25 protein-coding genes are annotated in these 24,413 nt (G+C 73.2%); 12 read left to right on the top strand and 13 right to left on the bottom strand.

Features of this window, described 5'->3' with window-relative positions:
- Positions 1-4 precede the first annotated feature (4 nt).
- The 7 genes from flgG to ACFQ2D_RS10965 all read right to left on the bottom strand — a co-directional run bounded on the left by flgG (position 5) and on the right by ACFQ2D_RS10965 (position 5,547).
- Complete coding sequence (gene flgG, locus ACFQ2D_RS10995; protein ID WP_280941298.1) at positions 5-790, bottom strand: flagellar basal-body rod protein FlgG; 786 nt, start codon at positions 788-790, stop codon at positions 5-7.
- 31 nt (positions 791-821) lie between these two features.
- Positions 822-1,565, bottom strand: a complete 744-nt coding sequence (locus ACFQ2D_RS10990) for a flagellar basal body rod protein FlgF (protein ID WP_280941299.1) — start codon at positions 1,563-1,565, stop codon at positions 822-824.
- 115 nt (positions 1,566-1,680) lie between these two features.
- Positions 1,681-2,901, bottom strand: a complete 1,221-nt coding sequence (gene flgE / locus ACFQ2D_RS10985) for a flagellar hook protein FlgE (protein ID WP_280941300.1) — start codon at positions 2,899-2,901, stop codon at positions 1,681-1,683.
- A gap of 40 nt (positions 2,902-2,941) precedes the next feature.
- Positions 2,942-3,610, bottom strand: coding sequence for a flagellar hook assembly protein FlgD (locus ACFQ2D_RS10980; protein WP_280941301.1), 669 nt, complete (start codon positions 3,608-3,610; stop codon positions 2,942-2,944).
- Positions 3,611-3,633: 23 nt separating this feature from the next.
- Positions 3,634-4,041 carry a flagellar basal body rod protein FlgC gene (gene flgC, locus ACFQ2D_RS10975; protein ID WP_280941302.1) on the bottom strand — a complete coding sequence of 136 codons (408 nt, stop codon included), beginning with the start codon at positions 4,039-4,041 and terminating at the stop codon, positions 3,634-3,636.
- A gap of 19 nt (positions 4,042-4,060) precedes the next feature.
- On the bottom strand, positions 4,061-4,423 hold the full coding sequence (gene flgB, locus ACFQ2D_RS10970; protein WP_280941303.1) for a flagellar basal body rod protein FlgB: 363 nt from the start codon (positions 4,421-4,423) through the stop codon (positions 4,061-4,063).
- Positions 4,424-4,626: 203 nt separating this feature from the next.
- Complete coding sequence (locus tag ACFQ2D_RS10965) at positions 4,627-5,547, bottom strand: chemotaxis protein (protein WP_280941304.1); 921 nt, start codon at positions 5,545-5,547, stop codon at positions 4,627-4,629.
- Between the two features lie 675 nt (positions 5,548-6,222).
- Between ACFQ2D_RS10965 and flgA the strand changes: the two genes are divergently transcribed.
- The 4 genes from flgA to ACFQ2D_RS10945 all read left to right on the top strand — a co-directional run bounded on the left by flgA (position 6,223) and on the right by ACFQ2D_RS10945 (position 8,936).
- The gene (gene flgA / locus ACFQ2D_RS10960) at positions 6,223-6,939 is read left to right on the top strand and encodes a flagellar basal body P-ring formation chaperone FlgA (protein ID WP_280941305.1); all 717 of its coding nucleotides are present in this window, start codon (positions 6,223-6,225) and stop codon (positions 6,937-6,939) included.
- A gap of 88 nt (positions 6,940-7,027) precedes the next feature.
- A complete protein-coding gene (gene flgM / locus ACFQ2D_RS10955) occupies positions 7,028-7,336 on the top strand; it encodes a flagellar biosynthesis anti-sigma factor FlgM (RefSeq protein WP_280941306.1) in 309 nt (102 codons plus the stop codon).
- A gap of 2 nt (positions 7,337-7,338) precedes the next feature.
- Positions 7,339-7,686 carry a flagellar protein FlgN gene (locus ACFQ2D_RS10950; protein ID WP_280941307.1) on the top strand — a complete coding sequence of 116 codons (348 nt, stop codon included), beginning with the start codon at positions 7,339-7,341 and terminating at the stop codon, positions 7,684-7,686.
- Positions 7,683-8,936 carry an ATP-binding protein gene (locus ACFQ2D_RS10945; RefSeq protein ID WP_280941308.1) on the top strand — a complete coding sequence of 418 codons (1,254 nt, stop codon included), beginning with the start codon at positions 7,683-7,685 and terminating at the stop codon, positions 8,934-8,936. The genes ACFQ2D_RS10950 and ACFQ2D_RS10945 overlap by 4 nt, the downstream gene beginning before the upstream one ends.
- Here the strand turns inward: ACFQ2D_RS10945 and ACFQ2D_RS10940 are convergent.
- Entirely contained in the window at positions 8,930-10,669 is a 1,740-nt protein-coding gene (locus ACFQ2D_RS10940; RefSeq protein WP_280941309.1) for an EAL domain-containing protein, read from the bottom strand. The two genes, ACFQ2D_RS10945 and ACFQ2D_RS10940, sit on opposite strands and share 7 nt — an antisense overlap.
- A 77-nt stretch (positions 10,670-10,746) precedes the next feature.
- On the opposite strand from ACFQ2D_RS10940, the gene ACFQ2D_RS10935 reads away from it, so the two are divergent.
- From ACFQ2D_RS10935 to ACFQ2D_RS10920, 4 genes are read left to right on the top strand one after another with little or no spacing between them, the layout of a single operon-like run.
- Positions 10,747-11,820 carry a two-component system sensor histidine kinase NtrB gene (locus tag ACFQ2D_RS10935; RefSeq protein ID WP_280941310.1) on the top strand — a complete coding sequence of 358 codons (1,074 nt, stop codon included), beginning with the start codon at positions 10,747-10,749 and terminating at the stop codon, positions 11,818-11,820.
- A 12-nt stretch (positions 11,821-11,832) separates the two neighbouring features.
- Positions 11,833-13,242 carry a nitrogen regulation protein NR(I) gene (gene ntrC / locus ACFQ2D_RS10930; protein WP_280941311.1) on the top strand — a complete coding sequence of 470 codons (1,410 nt, stop codon included), beginning with the start codon at positions 11,833-11,835 and terminating at the stop codon, positions 13,240-13,242.
- 52 nt (positions 13,243-13,294) lie between these two features.
- Complete coding sequence (locus tag ACFQ2D_RS10925) at positions 13,295-13,858, top strand: superoxide dismutase family protein (protein WP_280941312.1); 564 nt, start codon at positions 13,295-13,297, stop codon at positions 13,856-13,858.
- 47 nt (positions 13,859-13,905) lie between these two features.
- Positions 13,906-14,547 carry a superoxide dismutase family protein gene (locus ACFQ2D_RS10920; protein ID WP_280941313.1) on the top strand — a complete coding sequence of 214 codons (642 nt, stop codon included), beginning with the start codon at positions 13,906-13,908 and terminating at the stop codon, positions 14,545-14,547.
- A gap of 105 nt (positions 14,548-14,652) precedes the next feature.
- Here the strand turns inward: ACFQ2D_RS10920 and ACFQ2D_RS10915 are convergent, their stop codons facing one another.
- On the bottom strand, positions 14,653-15,555 hold the full coding sequence (locus tag ACFQ2D_RS10915) for a hypothetical protein (protein ID WP_280941315.1): 903 nt from the start codon (positions 15,553-15,555) through the stop codon (positions 14,653-14,655).
- 82 nt (positions 15,556-15,637) lie between these two features.
- Between ACFQ2D_RS10915 and ACFQ2D_RS10910 the strand changes: the two genes are divergently transcribed.
- Complete coding sequence (locus ACFQ2D_RS10910; protein WP_280941316.1) at positions 15,638-16,915, top strand: acetyl-CoA C-acetyltransferase; 1,278 nt, start codon at positions 15,638-15,640, stop codon at positions 16,913-16,915.
- Between the two features lie 18 nt (positions 16,916-16,933).
- On the opposite strand, the gene pncB is transcribed toward ACFQ2D_RS10910, so the two are convergent.
- Positions 16,934-18,238, bottom strand: a complete 1,305-nt coding sequence (pncB, locus tag ACFQ2D_RS10905) for a nicotinate phosphoribosyltransferase (protein WP_280941317.1) — start codon at positions 18,236-18,238, stop codon at positions 16,934-16,936.
- A 112-nt stretch (positions 18,239-18,350) separates the two neighbouring features.
- Between pncB and ACFQ2D_RS10900 the strand changes: the two genes are divergently transcribed.
- Positions 18,351-20,222 carry an ATP-binding cassette domain-containing protein gene (locus tag ACFQ2D_RS10900; RefSeq protein ID WP_280941318.1) on the top strand — a complete coding sequence of 624 codons (1,872 nt, stop codon included), beginning with the start codon at positions 18,351-18,353 and terminating at the stop codon, positions 20,220-20,222.
- Positions 20,223-20,226: 4 nt separating this feature from the next.
- Here ACFQ2D_RS10900 and ACFQ2D_RS10895 read toward each other — a convergent pair whose 3' ends face one another.
- The 3 genes from ACFQ2D_RS10895 to ACFQ2D_RS10885 all read right to left on the bottom strand — a co-directional run bounded on the left by ACFQ2D_RS10895 (position 20,227) and on the right by ACFQ2D_RS10885 (position 23,370).
- Entirely contained in the window at positions 20,227-21,480 is a 1,254-nt protein-coding gene (locus ACFQ2D_RS10895; protein ID WP_280941319.1) for a heme biosynthesis HemY N-terminal domain-containing protein, read from the bottom strand.
- A 91-nt stretch (positions 21,481-21,571) separates the two neighbouring features.
- Positions 21,572-22,471, bottom strand: a complete 900-nt coding sequence (locus ACFQ2D_RS10890) for a uroporphyrinogen-III C-methyltransferase (protein WP_280941320.1) — start codon at positions 22,469-22,471, stop codon at positions 21,572-21,574.
- A gap of 122 nt (positions 22,472-22,593) precedes the next feature.
- On the bottom strand, positions 22,594-23,370 hold the full coding sequence (locus ACFQ2D_RS10885) for a uroporphyrinogen-III synthase (protein WP_386795663.1): 777 nt from the start codon (positions 23,368-23,370) through the stop codon (positions 22,594-22,596).
- A 58-nt stretch (positions 23,371-23,428) separates the two neighbouring features.
- On the opposite strand from ACFQ2D_RS10885, the gene ACFQ2D_RS10880 reads away from it, so the two are divergent.
- Both ACFQ2D_RS10880 and ACFQ2D_RS10875 read left to right on the top strand, forming a co-directional pair.
- The gene (locus ACFQ2D_RS10880) at positions 23,429-23,896 is read left to right on the top strand and encodes a YiiD C-terminal domain-containing protein (protein ID WP_280941322.1); all 468 of its coding nucleotides are present in this window, start codon (positions 23,429-23,431) and stop codon (positions 23,894-23,896) included.
- A gap of 50 nt (positions 23,897-23,946) precedes the next feature.
- On the top strand, positions 23,947-24,360 hold the full coding sequence (locus tag ACFQ2D_RS10875; protein WP_280941323.1) for a hypothetical protein: 414 nt from the start codon (positions 23,947-23,949) through the stop codon (positions 24,358-24,360).
- Positions 24,361-24,413 lie beyond the last annotated feature (53 nt).

Raw genomic sequence — 24,413 nt, 5'->3', positions numbered from 1 at the left:
GCGCTCACAGCTTGTTGTTGAGGTAGGCGAGCATCGAATCGATGGTCGAGATCGCCTTGGCATTGGTTTCGTAGGCGCGCTGGGTCTCGATCATCGACACCAGCTCTTCGACCACGTTGACGTTGGAGCCTTCCAGCGAACCCTGCACCAGCAGGCCGGTGCCGTTCTCGCCGGGCGCGCCGCTCTGCGCCGGGCCGCTGGCGCCGGTTTCCACGAACAGGTTCTCGCCCTTGGCCTGCAGGCCGGCGGGATTGACGAAATCGGCGATGGTCAGCGCGCCGACCTGCACCGGCTCGGCCTGCCCGGCCAGCTGCACGCTCACGGTGCCGTCGGCGCCGATGGTGATCGACTGCGCGCCCTCGGGCAGCTGCAGGCCCGGCTGCACCGGGAAGCCGGAGTTGGTGACCAGCTCGGCCTGGGCGTTGACCTTGAAGCTGCCGTCGCGGGTGTAGGCGGTGCTGCCGTCGGGCAGCAGCACCTCGAAGAAGCCGCGGCCGTTGATCGCCACGTCCAGCGCGCCGCCGGTCTGGCCGAGGCTGCCCTGGGCGAATTCTTTGGAGGTCGCGGCCACGCGCACGCCGGTGCCGACCTGCAGGCCGGTGGGCAGGCTGGTCTGTTCGGAGGTGGCGCCGCCCGGCTGGCGGGTGGTCTGGTACAGCAGGTCCTCGAAGCTGGCGCGGTCGCGCTTGAAGCCGGTGGTGTTGGTGTTGGCGAGGTTGTTGGAGATGACCGCCATGCGCGTCTGCTGCGCGTCGAGGCCGGTCTTGGCGATCCATAGAGCCTGGGTCATGGCGGGATTCCGTCGGTGAAGGTGGGCGCGATCAGCGCGTGGACAGCAGGGTGTTGGCCATGCGCGCGGTCTCGTCACCGCTCTGCAAGACCCGTACCTGCATCTCGAACTGCCGCGCCAGCTCGATCATCGAGACCAGCATCCCGGCCGCATCGACGTTGCTGCCCTCGCGCACCCCGGCGACCAGGACGTTGCCTGCCGCGGGCGCCGGTTCGGTGCCGGGCGCCGGGCGCATCAGGCCGTCGTCGCCGCGCACCATCGCGCGCGTGTCCGCGGCCACCACGCGCAGGCGGCCGGCCTCGGCCATGGTGGCCATGGGCTGGCCCTGCGGGACCAGCGACACGGTGCCGTCGCCGCCGATCTCGATCGCGTCGAACGGCGGCAGCGCCATCGGCGCGCCGCCGGCGTCGAGCACCTGCAGCCCGCTGGCGGTGGTCAGCAGGCCGTTGGGATTGAGCTTGAGGTCGCCGGCGCGGGTATAGGCCACGCCGCCGCCCGCATCCTGCACCGCCAGCCAGTGGCCGGGCGCCAGCGCCACGTCCAGGGGGTTGCCGGTGGTGGTGCGCGCGCCGGGCGCGTCGCTCACGCCGAGGTTGCGCTGCACGGTGGCCACGCGCGAAGCCAGCCCGGGGCCTTCCACCGGCACCGCGACGGTGCCGCCGAGGGCGGCCTGGAAGCCGGTGGTGTCGGCGTTGGCCAGGTTGTGGGCGACGGTCGACTGCCCGCGCAGCGTCGCGCTGGCGCCGGTCATCGCGATGTAGAGGGACTTGTCCATGCGGGCCTCGGTGTGGCGGTCGGCGGAGCGCGCGTCGCGCCCCGCCGGTGCCGCTGCAACATCCGTGCCGCGGCGGCGCCGCGTGCGTCGCCGGCGAGCGCCGGCGCGCCGTGGATCAGCGGATGTTGATCACCGTCTGGGTGAGGGCGTCCTGCGCCTGGATCATCTGCGCGTTGGCCTGGAAGTTGCGCTGCGCGGTGATCATGTTCACCAGTTGCTCGGTGAGGTTGACGTTGGAGGCCTCCAGCGCGCCGCCCTGGACCATGCCGAACTCGGCGGTGCCTGCCGCGCCGCGGCGCGCCAGGCCCGAGCCGTGGGTCTCGGCCCAGGCGTTGTCGCCGATCGGCTGCAGGCCCTGCGGGTTGGCGAAGTTGGTCAGGGCCACCTGGCCCAGCGGGGTGGACACGCCATTGCTGTAGCGCGCGGCGACCACGCCCTCGGCCGAGACTTCGATGCTGCTCAGGCGGCCGGTGGCGTGGCCGTCCTGGACCAGCGCGGACACGCCGAAACGGTCGCCGTACTGGGTCGAGCGCTCCAGGTCCAGGGTCAGGTCCAGCGCCGCGGCGCCGCCGGGGATGGTGTGGGTCGGCAGCGTGATCTCGCCGTTGGCGGGCGCGACCAGGGTGCCGGTGTTGGAGTACTGCAGGGTCTGCGGGCCGCCCACGTCGACGCCGTCGATGCGGGTATGGACCTGCCATTCGTTGGGATTGGCGGTGCGCACGAAGTACATCGACTGCGAGTGCGGCGCGCCCAGCGAGTCGTACACCGTCACCGAGGTGGTGTGGTTGTAGCTTTCCGGGTCGTTGGCGTCGAACGGCGTGGCGGTCGGCGGCGCGGCGTTACCGGGCAGGTTCAGGCCCAGCGAGACGTGCTCGGTGGCGCGCGGCGGGGCGTCGCCGGTGGCCAGGCGCAGGTCGCTCATGCGGCCGGTGTCGAAACCGTCGCCGCTGGCGTTGGGCAGGAACACCTGCAGGCGCTGGCCGGTCGGGTTGACCACGTAGCCTTCGCGGTCGGCGCCGAAGTTGCCGGCGCGCGAGTAGGAAACGCCGCTGCTGCCGGACAGGGTGAAGAATCCCTCGCCGGTCAACGCCATGTCCAGCGATTTGCCGGTGTAGTCCACGTTGCCCTGGGCGAACTGCTGGGCCACGCGCTGCAGGCGCACGCCGGCGCCGATGGTGTTGTTGGACAGGCCGTGCGCGGTGGCGGCGAACACGTCGCCGAACTCGCCGCGCGACTGCTTGAAGCCGGTGCTGTTGGCGTTGGCGATGTTGTTGGAGGTGATGTTGAGGTCGGACGACGCTGCGTTCATCCCGCTCAGCGAGATCAGGAAACTCATGGTGTGCTCCTTCGGGAAGGCGTGCTGGGGACGGCGTTGGTCAGCCGATGCGGTGGACCGCCGAGAGCGGGACGCTGCCCATTCCGGCGAGGTTGAGGTACAGGCCGCCCGGTTCGATCGAAACGCTGTCCACGCGCGCGTTGGCGCGGATCGGCAGCAGTTCGGCGTCCTTGGCGGAAGGATCGGTGGCGCCGCTGACGGCGCGGAAGCTGTAGGTGCCGGCGGTGGCCGGATTGCCGGCCTCGTCGAGGCCGTCCCATTCGAAGGCGGTGGCGCCCTTGTCGGCGGCCTCCACGGTCATCCGCCGCACGCGCACGCCGTTGGCATCGACCACGTCCATGGTGACCGGCCCGGCCGCGGCGGCGACCACCTCGCCGCGCAGGCCGGCGCCGCGCTGCAGCGGCACCGCGTCGACCGAGACCAGCGCCTCGTGGCCGACCAGGGCGGCCGCGCGCAGGGTCTGGTCGGACTCCATCACGCTGGCCATGGCGGCCATCGCGCCCTGCATCGAATCGATGCCCTGCACGGTGGAGAACTGCGCCAGCTGGCCGAGGAACTGGTTGTTGTCGAGCGGCTTGAGCGGATCCTGGTTCTTGAGCTGCTCGGTCATCAGGTGCAGGAAGTCGGCCTGGCCGAGCGAGGTGCTGCGCGTGGCCTGCTGCTGGCCGAGGCCGAGCGAAGCGTAGTCGGTGCCGGAGATCGTGGTCATCGGGAATCCTCGGGAGGGCGCGCTCAGCGGCCCATGTTCAGGGTGGCCACGGCGAGTTCCTTGGCGGCGTTGAAGACCTCGACGTTGGCCTGGTAGCTGCGCGAGGCCGAGATCAGGTCGACCATCTGCGTCACCGGGTCGATGTCGGGCGCGTACACGTAGCCCTGGCCGTCGGCGAGCGGATGGCCGGGCTCGTAGCGGCGCAGCGGCGCGGCGCTGCTGTCGAGCACCTCGTCCACGCGCACGCCGGCCAGGGCCGGATTGCCGTCGATCGGGATGGCCGAGAACACCGGCTGCTTGGCGCGGAACACCTCGTCCGGGTTGCCCGACACCGAGTTGGCGTTGGCCAGGTTGGAGGCGATGGTGGACAGTCGCACCGACTGCGCGTTCATCGCCGAACCGGCGACGTCGAAGATCGGGAGATTGCTCATGGCGGGCTCCTGTCGCGGCTTACTGGCCGGTGATCGCGGTCAGCATCCCGCGCACCTTCGACTCGACGAACGACATCGACGCGCGGTATTCGAGGGTGGCCTGGGCGAAGATCGCGTTCTCGCGGTCGCCGTCGACGGTGTTGCCGTCGAGACTGGGCTGCGAGGACGGCCGGGCGAAGCGCGCGGCCTCGCCGGCGGCGGTGATCGGGTCGCCGCCCGCGGCCGAGGCCGGATGCAGCGCCGCGGACAGGGCGCCGTTGAAGTCCAGGTCCCGGGCCTGGTAGCCGGGGGTGTCGGCGTTGGCGATATTGGCGCTGAGCAACTGCAGGCGCTGCTCGCGCAGGGCGAGCGCGGTGCCGTGGATGCCAAGGAAGTCGGACATGGGCCCTCCGGGGGCGGATACGCCCGGTAAGGCAGGCAAGCGGCGTGCCAGAGGGGGTCCGCTGGCGGCTGCGGGGGAGGTCCCGGTCCGCGCCTGGCCGCGTTGCGGCCCCAAGTCCGGCGGATCCGGCAGGGCGCGCCAAAGCCACCGCCTACGCGGGGCGAGGGCCTTCCGGATCAACCGGTTGCGCGTGCCGCAGGCGGCTAGTGGAAGGCGCCCATGCGCGCGCTGACGCGCTGCGCCAGCTCGCGCTCGGAGTACTTGGGCACGAAGTCGTCGGCGCCGACGCGCTCGACCATGGCCTGGTTGAACACGCCCGACAGCGAGGTGTGCAGCAGCACGAACAGGCCGCGCAGGGCGGGGTCGCGACGGATTTCCGTCGTCAGGGTGTAGCCGTCCATCGCCGGCATCTCGATGTCGGAGATGACCATGGCATAGCGCTCGCCCGGCGGTTCGCCGTTGCGGACCAGCGCCTGCAGGTGGTCCAGCGCCTGGCGCCCGTCCGACAGCTGCACGGCCTCCAGGCCCAGCTGCTCGAGCACCACCCGGATCTGGTTGCGGGCCACGCGCGAGTCGTCCACCACCAGCACCTGGCGCGGGCCGCCGTTGGTGGACACCGGCGTGAGCGTGCCCAGGTCGCTGGCGCGCGGGGCCGATTCGGCCAGCACGCTTTCCACGTCGATCAGCTGGATCAGCTCGCCCTGGTGGCGGGCCACGCCGGTGAGGTAGTGGTTCTCGCCGCCGAGGTCGGGCGGCGGCTGGATGTGCTCGACCGCGATGTTGACGATGCGGTCCACCCCGGCGACGAGGAAGCCCTGCACGGTCCGGTTGAATTCGGTCACCACCAGGTAGCGCGGTTCGTCCACGTCGCCGTCGCGGTGGCCGATGGCGCGCGCCAGGTCCAGCACGGGCACGCTGCGTCCGCGCACGTCGGCGGCGCCGGCGAAGGCCTTGGGCAGCTGCGGCAGGGTGAACAGCGGCGGGCGCTGCAGCACTTCCTTGACCTTGAACACGTTGACGCCAAAAAGCTGACGGCTGCCCAGCCGGAACAGCAGCAGGGCCAGCCGGTTGTGGCCGGCCAGGCGGGTGCGCTGGTCGATGCGGTCAAGCAGGTCCTGGCTCATGGGACAGGGTGTCGGCCGCGCGGCGGGGATCTTGAGCCCGGCGTTGCGGCTCTCCCCGCACCTGGGGGAGGGGGCAACGCGATGTCCCCCACATTTCCTCGAGTCCCGCGCTCTCGCCCCTTCCCCCGCCCGCGGGGGAAGGCCGGGATGGGGGCGCGCCGCAGGCGCGCGGACCGGACGCGGCGGCCTGCCGGCCCCCACCCCAGCCCTCCCCCGCAGGCGGGGCTGGGAGCCATGCGCGATGTCTTCCACATTTTCTCGAGTCCATCGCTCTGCCCCTTCCCCCGCTCGCGGGGGAAGGCCGGGATGGGGGCGCGCGCCGCAGGCGCGCGGATGGGGCGCGGCGACCTGCCGGCCCCCACCCCAACCCTCCCCCGCAGTTGGGGGAGGGGGCAATGCCCGATGTCTCCCAGATTTCCTCGAGTCCCGCGCTCTGCCCCTTCCCCCGCTCGCGGGGGGAAGGCCGGGATGGGGGCGCGCGCCGCAGGCGCGCGGATGGGGCGCGGCGACCTGCCGGCCCCCACCCCAACCCTCCCCCGCGATGCGGGGGAGGAGCAGGACGCGCGCGGCGCACGTCATCTGCGGTCCTCCATGCGTCGCAACCACAAGCCGCGCGACACCCACGGCACGCCGCTTGCAGCGGCCGTGCAGGAGACCCACCGACAGGAGCGATCCGTGTCCGTCGCCGACATCGTGGCGCGCTGCGAAGGCAGTCGCCGAATCCCGCAGGCTTGTCTTGCGCTGCTTCTGGCCCTGGCTGGACCGGCCATGGCCGCGGCGCAGGCCGGCGCAGCCGCAGTACAGCCGCTGGAGTCGATCGCCGAGGCGGCGGTGGCCGCGCTGGGTGCGGGCGATGCGGCCTCGGCCGAGGCGGTGCTGGCGCCATCGCTGCGGATGGTGCGCTGCAGCCAGCCGCTGCAGGCCGTCGCCACCGGGCCGACAACGGCCCAGGTGCGCTGCGACGACAGCCCGGGCTGGCGACTGTACGTGCCGGTGCGGGTGCGCCGCGAGGCCGAGGTGGTGGTGCTCCGCACCCCGGCGGCCAGCGGAGTGCCGATCACCGCCGACCAGCTGGTGGTGCAGCGCCGCGACATCGGCGGCGCCGCCGGCGCCACCTTCGCCGATCCGGCCGACCTGGTCGGCCGCGTCCCCAGCCGCGCGCTGGCCCCAGGCGTGGTGCCGACCGAGCACGACCTGTCGCTGGGCGCGCCGCTGCGGCGGGGCGACCCGGTGGTCCTGGTCTCGCGGACCGACGGCGTCGAGGTGCGGGTGCCGGGGCGGGCGCTGGGGCCGGCCCAGGCCGGTGGCCGCATCGGCGTGGAGAATGCCTCCTCGCGCCGCGTCCTGCGCGGCCGGCTGGTGGCCGAGGGCGTCGTCGAACTGCTGCCATGACCGCCCGGCGACGCAATCTGTGTCCGGGTTCAAGTTCCTGGCGGGGGTGCCGTTACAGTGCTCGACCAGGCACCCCCAGGAGCGGGCCATGACCCACAAGATCGACGGCAGCGTGCCCCTCGCACGCCCCACCGAATTGACCAGCCGGCCGCTGGCGAGCAGCCGTGCGGGCAGCGCCGAGCGCGGCGCGCCCGTGGCGGCGACCGAGAGCGTGCGCCTGACCGGCGAAGCCGAAGGACTGCAGGCGCTCGAGCGCGAGCTCGGCGCCGGCCCCGCCGGCATCGACGTGGCGCGGGTGAACGCGCTGCGCGCGGCCATCGCCGACGGCAGCTACCGCGTCGACGCGCAGGCCGTGGCCTCGCGCATGCTCGACCTCGAGCACCAGCTGGGCGGCTGACGATGGAGACCGCGCTCGCCGCCGACCATCCACTCGAGGCGCTCGAACGCGCGCTGGACGCCGAGCGCCGGGCCCTGCTGGACAACGACGTCGACGCCCTGCTGGCGTCGACCGCCGCCAAGCTCGAAGCGCTGCGGCGCGCCGAATCCGCACGCCCGGGCGTGGAAGCCGCGGCGCGGCTGGAAGCGCTGCGCCAGCAGAACCAGGCCAACGGCGTGCTGCTCTCGCGCCGCCGCCGCGAGGTGGGCTGGGCGCTGCGCCACATCGGCCGCGTCGAGTCGGCCGGCGTGTACGATGCACGTGGACAGCAGGGCGCCCGACCCCAGGCCCGCTGTCTGGGAGTGGGATGAGCGGACACGACGACGACCGGCACCAGCAGCCGCCTCCGGCCCCGGCCGCGGGCAGCATCGACTGGGCGTTCCGCACCACCGAGAACGCCGTGATCCTGCTGGACGGCGACCGCCGCCCGCTCAACATCAACGCCTCGGCGCGCGCGCTGGCCGCGCGCGCCCTCCCCGGGCAGGACATCGGCGCCCTGCTCGACCTGCTGCCCGACGAGGCCTGGACGCAGTCGCGCGCCAGCGGCCGCTGGGCCGGCGAGGTCGCCACCCCGGCCGACGTCATCCTGGAGATCGTGGTGCGCAACGGCCTCGGCCAGGGCGACGGCGTCGACCTCAACCTGGTCACCTTCGTCGATGTCTCGGCGCGCAACGCGCGCCAGGCCGAGCTGCAGCAGCGCCACGACGAGCTGCAGGCCGCGCACCGCCGCCTCGCCGGCACCCAGGAACAGCTGCTGCAGTCGGAAAAGATGGCCTCCATCGGCCTGCTCGCGGCCGGCGTCGCGCACGAGATCAACAACCCGATCGGCTACGTGCACTCCAACCTGGGCACGCTGCAGGAGTACATGGGCGCGCTGCTGTCGCTGATCGAATGCCAGGACGAGGCGCTGCAGGCCGACGACCCGGCCGCCGCGCGCGGCAACGTGCGCGAGCAGCGCGACCGCCTCGACATCGACTTCATCGTCGGCGACCTGCCCAAGCTGATGGCCGAGTCGCGCGAGGGCATCGAGCGCGTCACCAAGATCGTGCAGGACCTCAAGGAGTTCTCCTACGTCGGCCGCGGCGAACCGATGCGGCCCTCGGACCTGCACAAGGGCCTGGAGTCCACCCTCAACATCGTCTGGAACGACCTCAAGTACAAGGTGCGGGTGGAGAAGCACTACGGCCAGCTGCCGCTGGTCGAATGCCACCTGTCGGAGATCAACCAGGTGCTGATGTGCCTGCTGATCAATGCCGGCCAGGCGATCGAGCACCGCGGCACCATCGACATCACCACCGGCGCCGAGGACGGCGAGGCCTGGATCAGCGTCGCCGACAGCGGCTGCGGCATCCCGCCCGAGTCGCTGCCGCGGATCTTCGATCCGTTCTTCACCAGCAAGCCGATCGGGCGCGGCACGGGCTTGGGCCTGGCGATCGCCTACAGCATCGTGTCCAAGCACCACGGCCGCATCGAGGTCAGCAGCGAGGTCGGCGTGGGCAGCACCTTCCGCCTGGTGCTGCCGGTGGAGCAGCCGCGCGGGACGGATGCGCCGGTTCAGTAACCCGGGTATTCGCCTTCGCGGTGCCGCTCGTGCGACCGGAACGCGTCGGCGATGTGGCCGCGCAGTTCGTCGTCGTTCCAGGGCTTGGTCAGGAACCGGTAGATCGAACCGCGGTTGATCGCCTCGGTGATGGTGGCCAGGTCGGTGTAGCCCGACAGCACCATGCGCACCGTGTCCGGGTACAGCTCGCGCACCTTGGCCAGGAACTCGGTGCCGCTCATGTCCGGCATGCGCTGGTCGGAGACGATCACCTGCACGGTGTTGCTGGCCAGCAGGTCGAAGGCCTCGCGCACGCTGTTGGCGGTGAGCACCTTGTAGCCGTCGCGGCGGAACAGGCGCACCAGCGAGCGCAGCATGTTCTCCTCGTCGTCGAGCAGCAGCAGGGTGCGCTCGGGCCGCGTGGCGGCGAACGCCGAGGGCAGCAGGAAGCGGCGCTGCACCAGCGGGTCGAGCACCTCGGCCGGCAGCGCCGGGCTGAACAGGTGGCCGAGGAAGAAGTCGCAATGGTTGCGGCGCAGGAAGCCGAGCTCGGCCTCGGTCTCCACGCCCTTGGCGGTCAGCTTCATGCCGAGCCGGTGGCCCATGGCGATGATGCCGCGCACGATCGCCGCGCTGCGCGGGTCGCTGTCGACGTTGCGGATGAAGCCGCGGCCGATCTTGAGCCGGTCCAGCGGGTACTGCGCCAGCGCCGCGAAGCTCAGCCCGCCCATGCCGAAGTCCTGCACCGCCAGCGTGGTGCCCAGTGCGCGCAGGCCGCCCAGGGTGTCGTGGATGCGGTGCGCGTCCAGGGCCAGCGCGCTCTCGGGCAATTCGAACTCGAACGCGCTGCCGCGCAGCTGGTGGCGGTGCAGGCGCTCGCCGATCACGTCCAGGCAGTCCTCGCGCGCGAGCAGGATGCTGTCGATGTAGACCGACAGGGTGAGGTAGTCCAGGCCGCGCTCGCGCCACTCCACCAGCTGGCGCATCGCCGCGTCGATCACCCACAGCCCGAGCTGGCTCGACAGGCCGGCGCGTTCGACCCGGCCCAGGAAGCGGTTGGGCCGCAGCAGGCCGTGGTGCGGCGAGTCCCAGCGCAGCAGCGCGCTGAAGCCGACCAGGCCGCCGTCCTGCGCGGCCACCTGCGGCTGGAAGTACAGCCGCATCTCGTTCTTGTCGAGCGCCTCGACGAAGCGTTCGGCGAAGCCGCCGTCGGAGTTGGTCTTGGCCGCGACCCCCGAGTACAGGCCGACGTTGTTGTGGCCGCCGCGCTTGATCTCCAGCAGCGCGCGCTCGGCGCTGGCCAGCAGGGCCGCCGCGTCGCTGCCGTGTTCGGGGAACACCGCGATGCCGATCGAGACCGTCACCGGCAGCGTGTACGGCGGGATCGACAGCGGCGCCTCCAGCGCGTCGCGGAACAGGTCGGCCAGCGCCTCGCCGTTGGTCTCGTGCTCGCGGTAGGCCAGGCAGGCGACGAACTCGTCGCTCGACAGCCGCCACAGCGTTCCGCCGTGCGGCATCGCCTTGCGCAGGCGCTGCGCCACCGCCGCCAGCACCTGGTCGCCGACCGCCTCGCCCATGTTGACGTTGATCAGCTGAAGCATGTCGATGTCGACATGCAGCACCGCCAGGCTGCGGCGGCTGGCGCGCGCGCCGGCCAGCGCGGCGGTCAGGCTGGGCCCGCCCGCGCCGAGCCGGTACAGCGAGGTCACCGGATCGAGCGGGACGCCGCTGGTGTCGTTGTCGCCGAGGTTCATGGCCGAAGGGTATCCCGTGGAAGCCGCGGCTTCATGGCGCGGTCCGTCGCACGCGAAGAGTGCCCTATATTGGTGCAATGTCGCCGCCCGCATTCGATCCTGCCCTCGACCCGCTGGTCACGCCCGTGCTGCGGGCCGATCGCCACGGCCGTGTCGCGTGGTGCAACCAGGCCTTCGCGCGCTGGCTGGGGGTGAGCCAGAAGCGCCTGCCCGACCAGCCGCTGGTGGCGCTGGAGGCCGAGGGCGACAGCCTGCGCAATGCGCTGCACCAGCTGGACGACGCCGAGGGACCGCGCCGCCTGCGGCGGGTAGCGCTGGCCTTCCTCGGCGGCGAGCCGCGCTTCGCCGACGTCTGGCTCACCCGCGAGGCCGATGGCGGGCTGCTGCTCGAGGCGCATCCGGTCGACGAGTTCCCCGGCGAGGACCCGACCCGCGCGCTGCCGCTGGCGCTGTCGGCCGCGCTCAAGGGCCTGGCGCACGAGCTGCGCAACCCGCTGGCCGGGCTCAAGGGCGCCGCGCAGCTGCTGTCGCGGCGCGGCGTCGACGCCGACGCGCGCGAGCTCGTGGACCTGATCGGGGCGGAAGTGCAGCGCCTGACCCAACTGGTCGACCAGCTGCTCTCGCCGGCGCCGCCGCATCCGCACCAGCCGCTCAACATCCACGGCGTGCTCGAGCAGGTGGTGCGCCTGGCCGAACAGGAGGCCGGCTGGGCGGTGCGCCTGGCGCGCGACTACGACCCGAGCCTGCCGCCGCTGCTCGGCGATCCCGACCGGCTGGTGCAGGCGGTCTGGAACCTGGTGCGCAATGCCATCCAGGCCGGCGCGGCCAACGTCAGCCTGCGCACCCGCGCCGAATTCGGCGTGCGCATCGGCGAGCAGGTGCATCCGCTGGCGCTGCGCATGGAGATCGTCGACGACGGCCGCGGCGTACCCGAAGCGCTGGCCGAGCAGATCTTCCTGCCGCTGGTCTCCGGGCGCGCCGACGGCAGCGGCCTGGGACTGGCGATGGCGCAGCAGGTGGCGCGCGAGCACCGCGGTTCGCTGGCCTACCGCTCGCGACCGGGCCATACCGTGTTCACCCTGCTGCTGCCGCTGTCCCCGGACGGCGGCGACGGCGACTCCGATCCAGCCAGCGAAGGGGCAGTGCAGTGAGGTCGCAACGACATGACGGGTGATTCCGCCACGGTGTGGGTGGTCGACGACGACCGCTCGGTGCGGTTCGTGCTGGCGACCGCGCTCAGCGACGCGGGCTATGTGGTCTCGGGCTTCGACTCGGCCGATGCCGCGCTGTCGGCGCTCGACGCGCGGCCGGCGCCGCAGCTGCTGTTCACCGACGTCCGCATGCCGGGCGAGGACGGGCTCAAGCTGCTGGAGCGGATCAAGCAGCGCCATCCGGAGCTGCCGGTGGTGGTGATGTCGGCCTATACCGACGTGGCCAGCACCGCGGGCGCGTTCCGCGGCGGCGCCTACGAATTCCTGTCCAAGCCCTTCGACCTGGACGAGGCGGTGGGCCTGGCGGCGCGGGTGCTGGGCGAACGCGCCGAGGCCGATGCCACCGCGGCACCCGAGGTCGAGCCCGCCGGCGACGTGCTGGTCGGCGATTCGCCGGCCATGCGCCAGCTGTTCCGGGCGATCGGCCGGCTGGCGCAGGCGCCGCTGAGCGTGCTGGTCACCGGCGAGACCGGCACCGGCAAGGAGCTGGTGGCGCGCGCGCTGCACCGCGAGTCGCCGCGCGCGCGCCAGCCCTTCGTCGCGCTCAACACCGCCGCGATCCCGGCCGAGCTGCTGGAAAGCGAACTGTTCGGGCACGAGGCCGGCGCCTTCACCGGCGCCACGCGCCGCCACATCGGCCGCTTCGAGCAGGCCGACGGCGGCACCCTGTTCCTGGACGAGATCGGCGACATGCCGGCCTCGCTGCAGACCCGCCTGCTGCGGGTGCTGGCCGAAGGCGAATTCTTCCGCGTCGGCGGGCGCGAGCTGATCCGGGTCGACGTGCGCGTGATCGCGGCCACCCACCAGCACCTCGAGGCGCTGGTGGAGGAAGGCCGCTTCCGCGCCGACCTGCTGCACCGGCTGGACGTGGTGCGCCTGCGCCTGCCGCCGCTGCGCGAGCGCCGCAGCGACGTGCCGGCGCTGGCCGAGCGCTTCCTGCACGGCGCCGCCGAGCGCTTCGGTGCCGCGCCCAAGCGCTTCTCCCAGGCCGCCACCGAGCGCCTGCTGGCGCACGACTGGCCGGGCAACGTGCGCGAGCTGGAGAACCTGTGCTGGCGGCTGGCGGCGCTGGCGCCGGCGGATACGATCACCACCTCGGACCTCGACGGCATGCTGTCCTCGGCCCGCGAGGCCGGCGGCGGCGACTGGGACGCCGCGCTGCGCGCCTGGGCGCGCGACCAGCTCGCCGCGGGCGCCAGCGACCTGCACGCGCAGGCCCGCGAGCGCTTCGACCGGGCCCTGCTGGAAGCGGCGCTGGAGCACACCGGCGGGCGCCGCACCGAGGCCGCGACGCGGCTTGGACTCGGCCGCAACACCGTCACCCGCAAACTCGGCGCCAGCCGCCGCCCGCGCCGGAGTTGAACCTGGCGCGACGCGGGCGGTCCCATCCCTTCCCGCGTCGCCTGTCCTGTCCATGTCCAGATCGCCCCATGTCCGCGGCCCGCTGCTGGCCGCCACCGCTTCGGCCCTGCTGGCCGCCTGCGCCTCCTCGCCCCCACCCGCACCGCCCGCCGCGGCGCCTGCGCCGCCGCGGCAGATCGCCGAGGCCGGTACGGTCCCGCGCGCGGTGGCCAACCTGGCCTCCGCGTCGGGCAGCCTGGTGAGCGGGCGGCTGCTGCTGCAGCCGGTCGCCGAGGGCGTGCGCATGCGCGGCCAGGTCGGCGGCCTGGTCCGCAACGGCGCCCATGGCCTGCAGGTCCATGAGCGCGGCGACTGCAGCGCGGTCGATGCGCGCAGCGCCGGCCGCTACTACGACCCGCTGGCCGGTGCCCGCCAGGACGGCGCGGTCGGGGCCTCGCCGGGGCGCATCGTCGCCGGGCCCGACGGCGTGGCCACGGTGGACCTGGTGGTGCGCGGGGCGGTGCTGGGCGGCGGGTCCGACAACGACATCCTCGGCCGCTCGTTGCTGGTGCTGGGCGCCACGCCCGGTGCGATCAGCGCGCGGGTGGCCTGCGGGGTCGTCACCGCCGCCGAATGAGTTGCCGGCTAGGCTCGACGTTCTGTCGCGTCCGAGGAGACCACGTCATGCGTTATCCCAGCCTCCTGGTGCTGCCCGCCGCCCTGCTGCTGGCCGCCTGCCAACCCCAGGACCCCGAGCCGCCCAGCCCGACCGCCGCCACCGAGGCGCAGTCCCCGCAAGGCGGCGACCCGGAGAGGGTCGAGGAGGCCGCCATGCCGGATCCTGCGGACACCATGCGTGATGCCGACGAACTCGCGGCGGGGGCCCGTGCGACGCTCGCCCCGACCCAAGGCAGCCAGGTGGCCGGCACGCTCTCGTTCGCCGCGGTCGACGGCGGGGTGCGCGTCACCGGCGAGGTCACCGGCCTGCCCGGCGCCGGCGCGCACGGCTTCCACGTGCACGAGAACGGCGACTGCAGCGCGCCGGACGGCAGCAGCGCCGGTGGCCATTTCAACCCGGCGTCCACCGCCCACGGCCGCGTCGGCCAGGGCGAGCACCACGCCGGCGACAGCGACAACATCAGCGCGAACGACCAGGGCGTGGCCACCGTCGACACGCTGCTGCAGGGCGTGAGCCTGGGCGATGGCGGCGCGGGCGACATCGTGGGCAAGGGCGTGATCGTCCACGCCGATCCGGACGACTACACCACCCAGCCCACCGGCAACGCGGGCGGCCGGCTTGCCTGCGGCGTGATCGCGGCGCAGTAACCGACCCGGCCTGTCCGGGCCGCCGCTGCGACGGCCCGCTCCGCGCACGCGGCGCGGGCAGCCGCGTGCGGGACCCGGCGGGCTGGATGACGGCCCGGGCAAGGGCTAAAGCGCGCGCGCGTCCACGGCCGCAGCGGCCTCCACGAACACCACGTCGATGCCATGTGCGCCGAGCACCGCCGCGAACTGCCGCTGGCGCGTCTCGAAATGCGCGAACAGGCGGCGCAGCCGGTCGGTGTCGTCGGTATCGGGCTGGTACCGTTCGCGCCAGGCGGCGGGCGCGAACAGCGCCATGCGCACCTCGCCGGCGGTGTAGCGCAGCACCGGTTCCGGACCCGCGTCCAGCAGCGCCTCGTGCTGCGGCGACAGGAGGGCCGTTTCGATCAGCGGCCACAGCGGCGACAGCCCCAGGTGCTCGTACTGCAGGGCGACCATCGCCGCCAGGTCGTGCAGGGTCAGGTAGCGCGCGTGCTCCACCCGCGCACCGAACGCGTCCTGCAGCAGCAGGGCGGTATCGGCCTGGGCCATGCCGGTGTCCAGCAGCTGCGCCTCGAACGCGTCGGCCACGCTGCGTGCCGTCGCCGGAGCGCCGTGCAACAGGAACGGCAGCACGCGCAGGTTGCCGCCGAGCAGGGCCGGGTCGGCGGCCAGCGGCTGCGGTACCTCGCCGCGCGCATCGGCGCCCAGGGCGATGATGCGGGGCGCGCCGCCGCCGCCGGGCGCGCGCGCATGCAGCTCGGACAGCCGCCGATGCAGCGGCCAGCCCGGGCGCAGCGCCTCGGCCGGATCGAAATGCGCGGCCGCCAGGCACAGGTCGAGATCGCGCGCGCCGGGGACCAGGGCCGCGAGGTCGCGACCGACCAGGCCCGCCAGTCGCGCCGCCTCGTCCTGCACCAGTGCGGGCCGGCCGACGCCGGTGCCCGGCGCGAGTTCCAGCGCCAGCAGGCCGGCGACTGCGCCGTCGGGCAGGCGGGCGTCGCCGGAGGCGACCATGTGCTCGGTGTTCATGGGGCCATTCGCCACGGTACGTTAGACTCGTCGATTATGCCTGTCGCCGGTTGACGGGCCCGCACCGGAAGAGGTCCCCACGATGCTGCAAGGTCGTCCCGTCGCCGTGCTGGGCGGCGTCCGCATTCCGTTCTGCCGCCAGAACACCGCCTACGCGGACGTCGGCAACCTCGGCATGTCGGTGCGCACGCTCGGTGCCCTGGTCGAGAAGTTCGGCCTGCACGGCCAGCAGCTGGGCGAGGTCGCGATGGGGGCGGTGATCAAGCACGCGTCGGACTGGAACCTCGGCCGCGAAGCCGCGCTCTCGTCGGGCCTGTCGGCCCTGACCCCCGGCATCACCCTGCAGCGCGCCTGCGGCACCTCGCTCGACACCATCAACCTGATCGCGACCAAGATCGCGACCGGCCAGATCGAGTCGGGCATCGGCGGCGGCTCGGACACCACCTCCGACGTGCCGATCGTCTATGGCAAGTCGCTGCGCCGCCGCCTGCTCGCCGCCAACGCGGCCAAGACGACGAAGGACAAGCTGGCCGCGTTCAAGGGCTTCCGCCTGCGCGAGCTCAAGCCCGACTTCCCCGGCGTGGCCGAGCCGCGCACCGGCAAGTCGATGGGCGAGCACTGCGAGGACATGGCCAAGGAGTGGAACATCGCGCGCGACTCGCAGGACGAGCTCGCCGTGGCCTCGCACCGCAAGCTCGCCGCCGCCTACGAGCGCGGCTTCTTCGACGACCTGGTGGTGAGCTTCCGCGGCGTCTCGCGCGACAATATCCTGCGCCCGGACACCTCGCTGGAGAAGCTGGCCACGCTCAAGCCCGCGTTCGACCGTATCTCCGGCCGCGGCACGCTGACCGCCGCCAACTCGACTCCGCTCACCGACGGCGCCGCCGCCTGCCTGCTGGCCAGCGACGCCTGGGCCGCCGCGCATGGCCACGAGGTGCTGTGCCACATCCGCGACGTGCACGTTTCGGCGGTGGACTTCGTGCATGGCGAAGGCCTGCTGATGGCTCCGACCGTGGCCGTGGCCGAGATGCTGGCGCGCAACGGCCTCACCCTGCAGGACTTCGACCTCTACGAGATCCACGAAGCCTTTGCCGCCCAGGTGCTGTGCACCCTGCGCGCCTGGGAGAGCGAGGACTACTGTCGCAGCCGCCTGGGCCTGGATGCGCCGCTGGGCCGCATCGACCCGGAGAAGATGAACCCGGTCGGCTCCTCGCTGGCCGCGGGCCATCCCTTCGCCGCGACCGGCGCGCGCATCGTCGCCACCGCCGCCAAGCAGCTCAAGGAACGCGGCGGCGGCCGCGCCCTGGTCTCGATCTGCACCGCCGGCGGCATGGGCGTGGTCGCGATCCTGGAACGCTGACCGGCGCCGCGCGCCGCGTTAGACCACGACCGGCGCCTCGCTGCGCCCCTCGCCGCCGAACACGCGCAGGTAGCGCGCGATCTCGGCCGGGTCGCCGGTGGCCTTGGCCGGGTTGTCCGAGAGCTTCACCGCCGGGCGGCCGTTGGCCGAGGTCACCTTGCAGACCAGCGAGATCGGATCGAGCTGGTCGCTGGCGAACGGCGCGCAGCCGCGGAAGTCGTTGGTGAGGTTGGTGCCCCAGCCGAAGCTCATGCGAACCTTGCCGTGGAAGTGGTGGTAGGTGCGCTCGATCGAATCCACGTCCATGCCGTCGGAGAAGATCAGCAGCTTCTCGCGCGGGTCGCGACCGCGTTCGCGCCAGAAGCGCAGCACCTGCTCGCCGGCCTCGATCGGCGGCAGGCTGTCGGGGCGGAAGCCGGTCCAGTCGGCCACCCAGTCCGGCGCGTCGCGCAGGAAGGCGGCAGTGCCGAAGGCATCGGGCAGCACCACCAGCAGGTTGCCCGAATACAGCTCGCGCCAGTCGTCGAGCACGCGGTAGGGCGCGGCGCGCAGCGCCTCGTCGCCGTCGGCCAGCGCCGCCATCACCATCGGCAGTTCGTGCGCGTTGGTGCCGATCGCCTCGAGGTCGCTCTCCATCGCGATCAGCACGTTCGAGGTGCCGATGAAGCGTTCGCCGAGGCCCTCCTTCAGCGCCTCCACGCACCAGCGCTGCCACAGGAAGGAGTGCCGGCGGCGCGTGCCGAAGTCCGACAGCACCAGGTCCGGCAGCCGGCGCAGCCGCTCGAGCTTGTCCCAGAGCCTGGCCTTGGCGCGCGCATAGGTGACATCGAGCGCGAAGCGGCCGCGGCCCTGCAGGGTCGAGCGCACGCGCAGCTCGTTGACGATCGCCAGCGCCGGGATCTCCCACAGCGTGGTCAGCATCCACGGCCCGTGGAAGCGCAGCAGGTACTGGCCATCCTGCCGGGACAGCTCGTAGTCGGGCAGCTGCACCTGCGCCAGCCAGGCCAGGAACTCCGGCGCGAACATCTGCTCCCGGCCGTAGAAGGTGTTGCCCGCCAGCCAGATCAGTTCGCGCCGGGTGAAGCGCAGGCTGCGCACGTGGTCGAGCTGGGCGCGCAGTTCGCTTTCCGGGATGACGTCGGCCAGGCGCACCGTGCGGCTGCGGTTGATCAGTTCGAAGGTGGCATCCACCTGCGGATGGCGCCGCCAGATCATCTGCAGCATCAGCAGCTTGTAGAAATCGGTGTCCAGCAGGCTGCGGACGATGGGGTCCAGGCGCCAGCCCTGGTTGTAGGCACGGGTGGCGAGGTCGGTATGGAGCATGCGGAGGCCGTTGCGCGGGGGCGTCGCAATAGCGTACGCGACGCGGCGGAACCGGCCGGAAGCGGCACCACCGTGCACCTGCGGCACGGGCCGCCCCGGTAGAATCGCCGGCATGTCCCTCCTCCAACTCCAGCGCGTCGACTACGGCGTCGGCGGCCCGCTGCTGCTCGAACACGTCGACCTGTCCATCGAATCCGGCGAGCGCGTCTGCATCGTCGGCCGCAACGGCGCCGGCAAGTCCACCCTGATGCGCCTGATCGCGGGCGAGCTGAAGCCCGACGACGGCGAAGTGCGCCTGCAGTCGGGCGTGGTGGTCGCGCGCATGGCACAGGAAGTGCCGGGCGACGCCGCGGGCACCGTGTTCGACGTGGTCGCCCGTGGCCTGGGTGAGCTGGGCGAACTGCTGGCGCGCTACCACCACGCGCTCGATGCCGGCGACATGACGGCGATGGGCGAGGCGCAAGCGCGGATCGAGGCGCAGCACGGCTGGGACCTGGACCGCCGCATCGGGCAGGTGATCGAACAGCTGGAACTGCCCGGCGACGCCGACTTCGCCGCCCTGTCCGGCGGCATGAAGCGCCGCGTGCTGCTGGGCCAGGCGCTGGTGCGCAAGCCCGACATCCTGCTGCTGGACGAGCCCACCAACCACCTCGACATCGAGTCGATCGCCTGGCTGGAGGGCTTCCTCAAGTCGTTCCCCGGCAGCCTGCTGTTCGTCACCCACGACCGCAGTTTCCTGCGCGCGCTGGCCACGCGCATCGTCGAGATCGATCGCGGCCAGCTCACCAGCTGGCCCGGCGACTACGACAACTACCTGCGCCGGCGCGAGGAGCGCCTGCATGCCGAGGCGATGGAGAACGCGCGCTTCGACAAGCTGCTGGCGCAGGAGGAAGTGTGGATCCGCCAGGGCATCAAGGCGCGCCGCACCCGCAACGAGGGCCGCGTCACCGCGCTCAAGGCGATGCGCCGCGAACGCGCGCAGCGCCGCGAGCTCGCCGGGAACGTGCGGATGGAAGCGGCCGCCGCGCAGGCCTCGGGCCGCAAGGTGGTGGAGGCGCGCGGCATCCGCCACGCCTACGGCGGGCGCGTGCTGCTCGACGACGTCTCGACCACGATCATGCGCGGCGACCGGGTCGGCCTGATCGGGCCCAACGGCGCCGGCAAGTCGACCCTGCTGCGCATCCTGCTGGGCGAACTCGCGCCGCAGGCGGGCGAGGTCAAGCTCGGCACCGGACTGCAGATCGCCTATTTCGACCAGCACCGCAGCCAGCTCGACGAGTCGCTCAACGCGCTGGAGAACGTGGCCGAAGGACGCGAGTTCGTCGAGGTCAACGGCGCGCGCAAGCACGTGATCGGTTACCTGCAGGATTTCCTGTTCACGCCCGAGCGCGCACGCGCGCCGATCACCCGCCTGTCCGGCGGCGAGCGCAACCGCCTGCTGCTGGCGCGGCTGTTCGCGCAGCCGTCCAACCTGCTGGTGATGGACGAACCCACCAACGACTTGGACGTGGAAACGCTCGAGCTGCTCGAGGAGCTGCTGCTCGACTACAAGGGCACCCTGCTGCTGGTCAGCCACGACCGCGACTTCCTAGACAACGTGGTCACCAGCACCCTGGTGCTGGAAGGCGAGGGGCGACTGGGCGAATACGTCGGCGGCTATGCCGACTGGCTGCGCCAGCGGCCCGCGCCGGGGACGAAAGCGCCCCCGGCAGCGCCCAGGGAGGCGGTCGTGGCGCCGGTCGCGACCGGCGCGGCCCGGGCCAGGCGCAAGCTCGGCTTCAAGGAATCCCGGGAGCTGGAGCAGTTGCCGGGGCGGATCGAGCAGCTGGAGGCGGACATCGCGGCGCGCGGCGAGGCGATGAACGACCCGGCCTATTTCCAGCAGGACAGTGCGGCCATCCTCGCCGCCAACGCGGAGCTGGCGAGGCTGCAGGCCGAACTCGACGCGGCCTACGCGCGTTGGGCGGAACTCGACGAAGGCTGAGCGGTCACTCGCGCAGTCGCGGCAGCCCGTGCTCGTCGCGATCCTCGACCAGCGCCTCGTCGGCGATGCGCTGGTGCATCTCGCGCGGCGGCAGCGGCACCACCGCCTGCCCGCGGCCGGCGGCGAGGGCATTGGCGTAGCACTGGCGGGCGCGGTACTCGTCGCCGCTGCGCGCGTAGCCGTCGCCCAGCGCCTCCCAGGCCTCGCTGCCGCCGCCCTGCGCCAGGGCGCGGTGCAGCAGGGCTTCGGCCTGCGGCCAGTCGCCCGCGTCCTGTGCCAGGCGCGCCAGCGTGCCCAGCAGGGCCGGGCTGCCCGGGTGGGCCTTGAGCCAGCGCTCGGCCTGGCCGCGCCGGTGCTCGAGCCGGCCGACCGGCAACTGGCCGTAGCGGGTCGCGAGGTGTTCGTCCCAGCGCGCGTCCAGCGCCTGCTCGATGCTGCGCGTGGCCGCGTCGTCCCAGCCGAAGGCGGCGGCGCGGGTGGCATAGGCATCGACCACCACCGGATCGGTGCGCAGCGTCTTGGGCAGGGCGTCCCAGCGCTCGGCCAAGGCATTGGTGTCGGCCGCCTCGCGCAGCGACGCTTCCGCCCAGCGTTGCTCGCGTTCGTCGAGCAGGGCCTGCGGCCAGGCGTTCTGCTGGCGCAGCGCGCCCAGCAGGCCCCAGGCCTCCGCGGCCTGGCCGTTGGCCGCCAGCGCCTCGGCGCGCAGCGCCAGGCCGCGCGGCGGCAGCGGCTGCGCGGCCGGTGCATCCAGCGCCACCAGCGCGTCGGTCGGACGCTGCTCGCGCAGCGCGAGCTCGGCGGTGGCGATGGCGCGCAGTGCGGCATGGCGATCGCCGAATCCCGCCAGGTGCGTGCGCGCGGCGGCATGGTCGCCCCGCGCGACGGCGGCTTCGGCCGCGCCCAGGCGCGCCGCCGACTCCACGCGCTCGTCTTCGGCCGCGAGCGCCAGTTCCTTCTCGGCGCGCGACCAGTGCCCCTGGTGCAGCGCTTCCAGGCCGTGCCCGATGCGCGCACGCACGCGGCTGTCGCGATGCCGGCCCCAGGCGCGGAACGGCAACGACAGCAGGGTCCAGAGCAGCCACACCGCGAACGCCGCGGCGAACAGGACGCCGATCGCGATCAGGACGGTGGTGGTGTAGTCGTAGCCACGCCAGCGCACGAGCACGTAGCCCGGGTCCTGGGCCAGCAGCAGTTGCGCGGCCAGGGCACCGGCCAGCGCCAGCACGAGCCAGAGCAGCAGGGTGCGGAACAGGGTCATGGGGCAGGATCCTCGTCGTGGGAGCGTCCCGGTCGGCGCCCAGCCTCGCGTGGTGGGCGTTGAGGCGGCGTGGACATGCTGAATGGAGCGCTCAGGCCTGGCGCAGCCGGCGCAGCTGGCCGAGCGTGCTGCCCAGCGCAGGCACCTGCGGCGAGAGCGGGTGGGCCTGCAGTGCGCGCAGGTCGCCCCGCCGTGCCGCGCGCCCTGCCGACTCCGGCCACAACCGCAGGACCCACTCGTCCGCGCGCGCCAGCGCGGCGCGCCAGGCCTGCACGTCGCGCCGCTCGATCGCCGCGCGCGCCAGGGCGAGCTCCAGCTGCAGGGCGGCCAGGCCGGCGACGCGCTCGTCGGGGGCGAGGGCTTGCGCCTCACCGCTGGGGCGCACCTGCACCAGGCGCGACAGCAGCCGATCCCACCATGCGGCTTCCCCGGCGGCGGGTGCCGATCGCTGCGGGAGGGCCGGCAGCGCCGCTGCGAACGCATCCAGGCGGCGCGCGGCGGCGACTCCGGGGTCCTCGCCAAGGGCGTCGAGCGCGGCGCGCTCCTGGGCCAGGGCCTGGCGCAGGTCGAGGCGCGCATGGTCGACGATGCCGTCGAGCAGCTGCGCGGCCAGCGCATAGGCGCGCCGCGCGCCGTCCAGGTCGCCGGAGAGCAGCAGCCGCTGCTGGCCTTGTGCGAGCAGCAGTTCCACTTCGTCCAGCCGCAGCGACTGCCCGGCATCGGTGGCCGGGTCCGCGAGCTTCTGCACGGTCTCGTCCAGGAGCGCCGCGCGCTGGCCCAGGCCGATCAGCTCCTCGCGCAGCAGGCGGTTGGTGGCCTCGGCCTGCTGCAGGCGCGCGGTCTGCGCGCGCTGGTCGCGGCGCAGGGCATCCATGCGCTGTTCCAGGGCCTCGACGCGCAGGCGCTCGGCCGCGACCGCCTGCGCATCGGCGACGCGGATCGCGTTCCAGCGCCAGGCCGCGCAGGCGCCCAGCGCCAGCACGGCGACCATGGCGAGCAGGGCCCATGCGAGGGCGCCACCGCGGCGGGGCCGCGACGGTGGAAGGGAGGCAGGCGGGGCGTTCATCGAGAAAGGGGGACCGGGGGGCTGCGCATGCTATCGGAGCTTGAACGTCATCCTCGCGGCATGGCGGCCGCCAGCAGCGAGGCCGGCCGCGCATCGGTGGCGACCCGCACGTCGACGAACCCGGCCTCGCGCGCCAGGTCGGCCAGCCGCTGGCTGGCCGCCAGCACGCGGGCCTGGCGCAACCGGTCGAGCAGGTCGCCGGGCAGGGTCTGCAGCATGCGCTGCAGCGCTTCGCCGCTGCTCAGGGCCAGGCAGGCCGGGCGGTCCAGCGCGCGCAGCCGCGCCAGGGCGGCGGGCGAGGGCGGCACCGGGACCCGCGCGTACACCTCGGCGCGCAGCACGCGCGCGCCGCGCGCCGCCAGCGCCGGGGCGATCAGTCCGCGTCCACCCGGCGCGGTGACCATGCCCACGCTGCGGCCGTCCAGCCGCTGCAGGGCCGGCAGGGCCAGCAGGCCCTCGCTGTCCATTCGCGACGGCGCCGCCACCCCGCGCACGCCGGCCCGGCGCAGCGCCGCGGCCGTGCCGGCGCCCACCGCGACCCAGGGTTGTCCGGGCCTGTCGCGCAGCGGCTGCAGCGCCGCCGCCGCGCGCGCCGCAGCCGGGCTGGTAAACAGCACCACGTCGGCCGCCAGCGCCGCCGACAGCGCATCGCGCGTGGCGTCGTCGTCGCGCGCTTCGATCCGCCACGGCGACAGCGCCAGCACGCGCATGCCGTGCGCGGCCGCGGCGCGCCGCATCGCGTCGTGCCCGCCCACGGGTCGCAGCGAGATCACGTAGCATGCGGGCTGCTTGAGTGCGGGGGTGCCGTGTTTCATGCCGGCCAGCTTGGTCGCTGCCCTGGCGTGTCGCAAGCGCTCCCCTCCACACGGATGTCCCGGCCGCATGCCTGTCCTCGCCCCAACCGCCCTGCACGCCCTCCAGTCGCACCTGCTGGCGATGCCGCCGGCACGCGCGCTGCAGCCGAGCGTGGAGGGATTCGTCGCCGGCCGGCTGCGGCTGCGGGCGCCGCTCGCGGCCAACGTCAACGACAAGGGCAGCGCGTTCGGCGGCAGCCTGGCGTCGATGATGACGCTCGCCGCCTGGGGGCTGACCACGCTGCAGGTCGAGCATGCCGGGCTGGACGCGGAGGTCTACGTGGCCGACAGCCAGTTGCGCTACCTCACTCCGCTGCGCGAGGACCTGCTGGTCGAAGCCTGGCTCGACGACGACCGGGACTGGGCCGGGTTCCTGTCCACCCTGCGCAGCCGCGGCCGCGCGCGCACCACCGTGCACGCACAGGTCCTGCTGGGCGACGGCGCGCCGGCGGCCACGGCCACCTCGCGCTACGCGGCGATCCTGCGGCGCGGATGAGCGGCGCGCGCCCGGCTGCTAGCATGCCCGCGCCCACGGGGAGGACGACGATGCGCGGATGGCGGCTGGTGGTGACGGGTTGCGTGGCGCTGCTGCTGGCGGCCTGCGCCAGCACCGGCAAGGAGATGTCCGAACTGCAGCGCGCCCAGTATTCCTGGTCGGCCGCGATCCGCTGGGGCGACTTCGAGGGCGCCTGGAACCTGGTCGACCCCGACTGGCGCGAGGCGCATCCGCTGACCGACCTGCAGCTGGAGCGCTACCGCCAGGTGCAGGTCTCGCACTACCGCGACCTGGCCTCCAGCCCCGGCGAGTCGGAAGCGCTGCGCGAGATCGAGATCGGGGTGATCAACCGCCACACCATGGCCGAGCGCACCCTGCGCTACACCGAGCGCTGGCGCTACGACGCGCAGCGCAAGCGCTGGTGGATCGAGGGCGGACTGCCGGACTTCTGGGCGGGCGAGTAGCCGCCGGGGCCGTCCGCGCGGCCCTGTGCGACAATCCCGTCCCCTTCCGCACA

Origin of the sequence: Luteimonas composti (assembly GCF_042678665.1) — a bacterium.
In the GTDB taxonomy this organism is placed as follows: Bacteria; Pseudomonadota; Gammaproteobacteria; order Xanthomonadales; family Xanthomonadaceae; genus Luteimonas; species Luteimonas composti.
The sequence above is the reverse complement of the archived record's forward strand: the minus strand, read 5'-3'. Positions and strand labels throughout refer to the sequence as shown.